Source organism: Desulfoplanes sp., assembly GCF_054921335.1.
This window is the reverse complement of sequence record NZ_JBUDSQ010000100.1, coordinates 1-7,254: the sequence shown is the minus strand read 5'-3', so window position 1 is coordinate 7,254 and position 7,254 is coordinate 1. Positions and strand designations below refer to the sequence as shown.

The window sequence follows — 7,254 nt, the reverse complement described above, 5'->3', positions numbered from 1 at the left end:
GACAACACGCTGCTGGTGATGCGCCCCTACCAGATTGCGGCAACCGAACGTATCCTCTGGAAGATCAAGAGTGCGTATCATGCCAAGCATTGGAGCAAACCCGAAGGGGGAGGCTTTATCTGGCACACCACCGGTTCAGGAAAGACCCTCACCAGCTTCAAGGCGGCGCGCTTGGCCACTGAGCTGGATTTTGTCGACAAGGTGTTCTTTGTGGTGGATCGCAAAGACCTCGATTATCAGACGATGAAGGAGTACCAACGCTTCTCGCCTGACAGCGTCAACGGCTCCGAGAACACGGCCGGGCTGAAGCGGAACATGGAGAAGGACGACAACAAGATCATCGTCACCACTATCCAGAAGCTCAATAACCTGATGCGGGGGGATGGCAGGCTTCCCATCTACCACAAGCAGGTGGTCTTCATCTTTGATGAGTGCCACCGCAGCCAATTCGGTGAGGCGCAGAAGAACCTGCAAAAGAAATTCAAGCGATATTACCAATTCGGCTTCACGGGCACGCCGATTTTTCCAGAAAACGCCCTGGGTGCCGAAACAACGGGGAGCGTCTTCGGACGGGAGCTGCATGCGTACGTGATCACCGATGCCATTCGCGATGAGAAGGTGTTGAAGTTCAAGGTGGACTATAACGATGTGCGTCCTCAGTTCCAGGCCATCGAGACTGAGCAGGATGAGAAAAAGCTCTCCGCTGCGGAGAATAAGCAGGCACTGCTCCACCCGGATCGTATTCGTGCGATCTCAGGCTACATCCTCAAAAATTTCCCCCTGAAGACGCATCGTGCGCACATGGGAGCAAAGGGGTTCAATGCCATGCTTGCGGTGAGCAGTGTGGATGCAGCCAAGGCGTATTATGAGGCCTTCCGTGAGCTGCAGACTGAGGCCGAGGAAAAGAAGCGTCTCAAGGTCGCCACGATTTTCTCTTTTGCGGCCAACGAGGAGCAGGATGCGGTGGGCGACATTCCCGACGAGAGCTTCGAGGTGTCGGCCATGAACAGCAGTGCCAAGGAGTTCCTCAGTGCGGCTATTGGCGACTACAACGCGGCCTTTAAGACGAACTACGGGGTCAATAGCAAGGGGTTCCAAAACTACTACCGCGACCTGGCCCAGAGGGTGAAAAAGCAGGAGGTGGACCTGCTGATCGTGGTGGGGATGTTCCTGACAGGCTTCGATGCCCCGACCCTCAACACGCTTTTTGTCGATAAGAACCTGCGTTACCACGGACTCCTGCAGGCGTTTTCGCGCACCAACCGGATTTATGATGCCACCAAGACCTTCGGCAATATCGTGACCTTCCGTGACCTGGAGCAGAGCACGGTTGATTCGATCACTCTCTTCGGCAATGCCAACACCAAGAACGTGGTGTTGGAAAAGAGTTACCAGGAATACATGGAGGGGTTTACCGACATCGCTACCGGCAAGGCGTGCCGTGGGTATGTGGAGGTGGTGAACGAGCTGCAAGACCGCTTCCCTGATCCGAGTGAGATCATCAAAGAGCAGGACAAAAAGGACTTTGTGAAACTGTTCGGGGAGTACCTGCGGGTGGAGAATATTCTCCGCAACTACGATGAGTTTACCGGGCTGAATGCCTTGCAGGAGGTGGATCTGAAAGATGCGGAAGCGGTCGAGGAATTCAAGGCAAAGCACTATTTGAGCGATGACGACCTGGAGGCTATGCGGAAAATCAACGTGCCGTCCGAGCGACTGGTCCAGGATTACCGTTCCACGTACAATGACACCCGCGACTGGTTGCGGAGTCAGAGGGCTGGAGGACAGCAGGACGATTCCACCGTTGATTGGGATGATGTGGTCTTTGAGGTGGATTTGTTGAAATCCCAGGAGATCAACCTCGATTACATTCTGGAACTCATCTTTGAGCACAACAAGAAAACCAGGAACAAGGATGACCTCATCGATAACGTGAGGCGGGTGATTCGAGCCAGTATAGGGAACAGGGCTAAAGAGAGCCTGATTATTGATTTTATCAATCAAACCGATCTGGACGACATCGGAGACAAGGCAAACGTCATTGATGCGTTCTTCACGTTTGCCCAGGCGGAACAAAAGCGCGAGGCCGAGGAGCTGATCCACACTGAGGCGCTGAATAAGGTGGAGGCAAGACGGTACATCAAGGCATCCTTAAAGCACGAATATGCAACCGAAAACGGCACGGCACTCAATGCCACGCTGCCCAAAATGAGCCCGCTCAATCCGCAATACAAAACGAAGAAACAGACAGTATTTCAGAAAATTGTGGCCTTTGTGGAGAAGTTTAAAGGGGTTGGTGGAGAAATATAGCGACTGCTTTCATCAGGCTCGGACCAGGATGACCAACTGAAATAGTATCCAATAACAATCGAAACAAGGCCATTTCCGCTCTTAAACCCACCCCCAGCCCCTCCCTGAACTACGTGAGGGGGGCTACAGAGTGCGTGTATTCGTTCTATCCAGGTTATACTGGAAGATGTTTTCCGTCAGCAGCTGTCTTCAGCCGAGAGAGTTCAAAAGTACGCTATTGCCGGATGAACCAAAATTTTGAATTATACCAGCATCGATCCCCGTGCAAGCCCTGCCCGGCGCCGCCCTGGTTTTTCTCCTGGCAGGACCCGCCACCAAGACGGCCACCATTGCCGTGGTAGCCAGAGTGCTCGGCAAGAAGTCCGCGATTCTTTACCTGGCAAGCATTATCGTCGTGGCCATCCTCTTCGGCCTGGGCGCCGATGCCATCTACCGGGGCCTCGGCCTGAATCCCTCGGACTGGTTGACTCGGACCGCAGAACATGACCATTCATTTTTGAACATGGCTTCCGGAGCCCTGTTATTCATTCTCCTCGTGCGGATGTGCCTGCAAAAAGTATCTCTTGCAGGCGGTTTTAGGTTTTATGTTATTAAGTTTTAAGCAAAACCAGGTAGTTAGATCTCATGATTATTCAGGATCTGGCAATGAGGGCATTTTTTGCAGTCGCATCCGTGCGGACAATAATCACGAACTTTAGATCGCGGCATAATCCCCATGCAAAAGGACATCACCATCCAAGCTGCCACCATGAAAAATAATGGGTATGAAGTATTCCATGATTTCCTACGTTGACGCATTGTTTCCAGATTGTGTGATCACATCCGAATCCTCACCCCATATCTGCAGGACTGACATGTATGAGGATGAATGGAAAATGGTGGCACATGCGGTCCCCAAACGACAGGCCGAATTTTGCGGTGGACGGATGTGTGCGCATCAGGCTTTGAAACGCCTTGGCATTACAGCGGGTGCGATACTCCAGAATAAGGACAGGTCACCCAGGTGGCCGGATAAAGTGACGGGTTCCATATCGCATACGAGAGGATATTGCGCGGCTGCGGTGGCGAACAGAAATGAAATAGAAGGGATCGGGCTCGATGTGGAGCTGGATACTCCACTCGATGAAGAGTTGTTCGAGCTTGTATGCTCTGCCAGGGAACGCAGATGGCTTTCTTCATATGCTCCGGGCGATGACGGCCGCTATGCGAAGATACTTTTCAGCGTCAAGGAAGCAGCGTTCAAATGCCAGTTCCCCATCACCCGGGAATTCATCGAGTATTCTAAGGCCGAAATCACCCTGAATTTCGACAGGTTGTCTTTTTGCGTGGCCGTCCCACGGGCATCACCTGAAGCCTCCCGGATCTGCTCGAACATACATGGCCGATTCCAGGTCGAGAGCGGGTTCATATTTTCTGGAGCAACCATCCTGCCCACCCGGTGTCAGGGAAGTTGTGGTGAAAAAAATCTGGCCTGTACCAGCAAAAAGTCATACAGATCCTGCGTGGCCCAGTCATTGTAAAAACCAGCAACCGCGCACCGTTCTTTATTGCCCCCATGACCAACCCAAAAGAGAAAGACAACATAACATTGAAGCACCTGCTTATCATAGCCACGATAGGCATCGCTCCCTTCCTGGGCAACCTAGACGGCAGCATCGTCATGATCGCCAGCCCCACCCTGGAGAAGGTGTTCGCGACCAACACGGCCGGCGTATCTCTGATCATCATATCCTATCTGCTGATAACGGCCAGTTGCGCGCTCATTTTCGGCAGGCTTGGGGATATGAAGGGGCCGGCAAACATTTTTATGGCGGGGTTTGGGGTCATCACCATCGGCTCGCTGCTTTGCGGGCTTTCAAACAGTTTGCATACCCTTGTGGCATTCCGGCTCATTCAGGCAGTCGGGAGTGCCATGTTATTTTCAACCTATTGCGCGGTGGTTGCCACAACCCTGCCCGTATCGATGAGGGGCAGAGCGTTTGGATTCGTCGGGGTGATGGGGAGTATCGGGTTCGCGGTGGGGGCGCCCCTGGGGGGATTCTTCCTGAAATATCTGAGCTGGCGCTGGCTTTTTCTGTTCAATATCCCCTTCGGGATAGCGGGGCTTGTCCTCTCCTACAAATTTCTGCGTCCCCAAAAGAGCGGACCGGAGCAGACATCGCCTTTTGATATCTGGGGCGGGCTTTTGAGTCTGATATGTCTCTGTTCCTTTGTATACGCCCTGCATCACGGTCAGGATGCAGGATGGGAACATCCATATGTCATCGGGCTTTTCTGTTTTTCCATGGCCTGTTTTGTGCTTTTCATTGCACGAGAAAAACGTTTCTCTGCGCCGCTGATCGATATCAGCATTTTTAACAATACATATTTGAGCCTTGCAGCATTGGCCGCCATTTTAGTGATCATCCTGCTCAATGGCGTTCTGTTTCTCTTCCCCTACTTTTTTGAACTGGTGAAGGGACTGTCCCCGGAAAAGGCCGGGCTTATCCTCATGGCCCTGCCCATAGCGGTTTTCGTGTTCTGTCCCCTGGCAGGCTATCTTACCGACAAGAAGAGTCCCCGATGGATTGCATCCATTGCCGTCGTTTGCATGCTCCTGGCATGCAGTTTCTTCATGCGTATCGGAATCGCTACGCCCATAGGATATATCATTGCATTTTTCGTTGTATTCGGGATTGCACTGGCCTTTTTCACCGTGTCAAACATGACGTTGGTGATGAGCAATGCGGAAGAAGGCAAACAGGGGATCATCTCGGCCATACTCTCCGTCATCAACAGTGTCGGTGCGCTCATGGGCGTCACTTTTTTTCAGATCGTCTTTTCCCATATTGCAGGAAGTAATACCAAGACAGTACATCTCCTTTCCCCGGAAAAAGTTACAGCAGGCTTCAATCATGCCATGGTGCTTGCCGTGATCATCTGCGTCCCGGCTCTTTTGGCATCGATCTTTGCCAAAAAGACAAAATAACCACAGCAATTCCCGATAAAAACAGTCATAAACGCAATCATTCCGGCTAAATTTGTAGGGGCGATCCACGGATCGCCCGTTTTTTCGAGCCCCGGGAGGCGAGAAAAAACAAGGGGCTGATCATGGGCCTTACTGGACCGGATATCCTGAAATAACCACATCAAGAAACCCTTCCCTTCCCCCGAAATGCCAGGCACAGCATGGTGATATCATCATATTGCTCGGCATTTTTTGAAAATCCCAGAACATCCTCCCTTATTTCTTCGATGACACGCCTGGCAGTCTCCTTGTGACCACCATTGAGCTGTTCGAGGAGTCGTGGCTCGGAATAGAGATCGTCAGCAGTATTCTTAGCTTCGGTAACACCGTCAGAATACACAAACAGCATGTCATTTTCATGCATATCCAGCTCTTCTGATCCGAACTCCGCCTCCGGGGTGAGCCCCACAAGCATGTTTTCCCGGGTAGCCATGTAGCTAAAAGACGTGTTGCTGCACAAAAGAGGATAGGTATGGCCTCCATTGCAGTAGTTCAGATGGCCGGTTTCGGTATCCAGAATACCACAGAAAATCGTACAATACATGCAGGTCGGATTGTCCAGGGCCAGGGTGTCGTTGACATACTTCAAGACCGCATCAGGAGGGAGCTTAGTCAGGGCAAACTTTTTCATGAGCAGCTTGGTGGTCATCATGAACAGGGCCGCCGACATACTTTTGCCGGACACGTCACCAAGGGCAAAAAACAGGTGGTTATCGTCCACAAAAAAATAATCGTAAAAATCACCACTGACCATTTTGGTAGGCTTGAGAAAGGCGGACACATCCACCCCAGTTTTTGCATCAAATGCAGGATTCGCCCCGGGCAGGGATGACTTCTGAATACGGGCGGCCAGCTGGATTTCCGACTCCATGATGGTTTTTCGCTCAATGGAGTCACAGAGCTTGTCCAGATAGTTGTCCTGCGTGGCGACCATCTGATTGAAATTATCAGCCAGTTCCTCGATCTCGTCACCGGTACGGACGTCTACCTTATCGGCCAGATACCCCTCGCCAAGAAATCTTGTCGCCTTTTTCAGCGTGATCAAAGGCTCGGTCAGCTTTTTGGCCAGGGTTGATCCGATGACATATGCAATGACAACGATACCGATAAATACTGCCAAGGTAATAGAGGTTATTCTGTTATAAAAGGATACGAACTTCTCTTTCATATCCAAAAGATACACAGATTTTTCTTCCGCCTTATCCTCAACATGCTGATCAAAATAGCCTGCCGGAAACAAGATCCATTTTTTATCGCTGCTGTGGCTGGCAATGTATCCGTTTGAATTTTTTGCAATACATCCCGAACATATATCAATGTCCGTGATCACGAATTTGTTTTCGATCTCATTTTTCAGCTCCACACCGGCCTTATTATCAAGAGCATGAAGCTCCGAAAGAACCTCCTGATTCATCTTTTTAACATGAGCCGTTGTATAATAAAAAATACCCAAATGCGCCACCAGACTGAGCACAAGCACAACCATCAAAATGCCCAGTATTTTACCTTTGATGGTTCGCCGCGACGAATGTTTTTTAATTATCGTATTCATTAAAATTCCCGTAGGGGCAGATTCCATATCTGCCCTTTTGTGCATCCAGAACCCATCCCCGCCATTTACGTAAACCCAAAACCCATTTCTACGCAATCCGAACCCGTTTTTGCCCTGTTTTGGAATGTGAGATCCATGGCGGATGTGGTATCCGGGGACAGAAATTGAATCCACCGGCGGCCGCGGGATCCAGAAGGGCGGATATGGAATCCGCCCCTACCGGGTTACGATGGATGTAAAATTTTTCATTGTATCCATTCATCCCACCGTAGGGGCAGATTCCATATCTGCCCTTTTCCGCGACCAGAACCCACCCCCGCCATTTGCATGAACCCAAAACCCATTTCTACGCAATCCGAACCCGTTTTTGCCCTGTTTTGGAATG

At 50.9% G+C, this 7,254-nt stretch carries 5 protein-coding genes and 1 pseudogene; 5 read left to right on the top strand and 1 reads right to left on the bottom strand.

The annotated features are described in order from the left end of the window. The 5 genes and pseudogenes from ACY692_RS13460 to ACY692_RS13440 all read left to right on the top strand — a co-directional run. A partial coding sequence (locus ACY692_RS13460) for a type I restriction endonuclease subunit R, EcoR124 family (RefSeq protein WP_462325892.1) occupies positions 1 to 2,310 on the top strand: 2,310 nt, incomplete at its 5' end. Positions 2,311 to 2,572: 262 nt separating this feature from the next. Next, positions 2,573 to 2,911: a hypothetical protein gene (locus tag ACY692_RS13455; protein WP_462325891.1), complete on the top strand. Its 339-nt coding sequence runs from the start codon at positions 2,573 to 2,575 to the stop codon at positions 2,909 to 2,911. Between the two features lie 157 nt (positions 2,912 to 3,068). Beyond that, positions 3,069 to 3,365: pseudogene (locus ACY692_RS13450) on the top strand (4'-phosphopantetheinyl transferase family protein); the annotation flags it as partial. A gap of 6 nt (positions 3,366 to 3,371) precedes the next feature. After that, complete coding sequence (locus ACY692_RS13445; RefSeq protein WP_462325893.1) at positions 3,372 to 3,830, top strand: 4'-phosphopantetheinyl transferase superfamily protein; 459 nt, start codon at positions 3,372 to 3,374, stop codon at positions 3,828 to 3,830. A gap of 68 nt (positions 3,831 to 3,898) precedes the next feature. Further along, positions 3,899 to 5,278, top strand: coding sequence for an MFS transporter (locus ACY692_RS13440; RefSeq protein ID WP_462325890.1), 1,380 nt, complete (start codon positions 3,899 to 3,901; stop codon positions 5,276 to 5,278). 160 nt (positions 5,279 to 5,438) lie between these two features. Here the strand turns inward: ACY692_RS13440 and ACY692_RS13435 are convergent, their stop codons facing one another. After that, positions 5,439 to 6,914, bottom strand: a complete 1,476-nt coding sequence (locus ACY692_RS13435; RefSeq protein ID WP_462325889.1) for a SpoIIE family protein phosphatase — start codon at positions 6,912 to 6,914, stop codon at positions 5,439 to 5,441. Positions 6,915 to 7,254 lie beyond the last annotated feature (340 nt).

Excerpts from the sequence above, each read along its gene's own strand:
- ACY692_RS13435 (WP_462325889.1), bottom strand. The coding sequence starts at position 6,914 with ATGCACAAAAGGGCAGATATGGAATCTGCCCCTACGGGAATTTTAATG.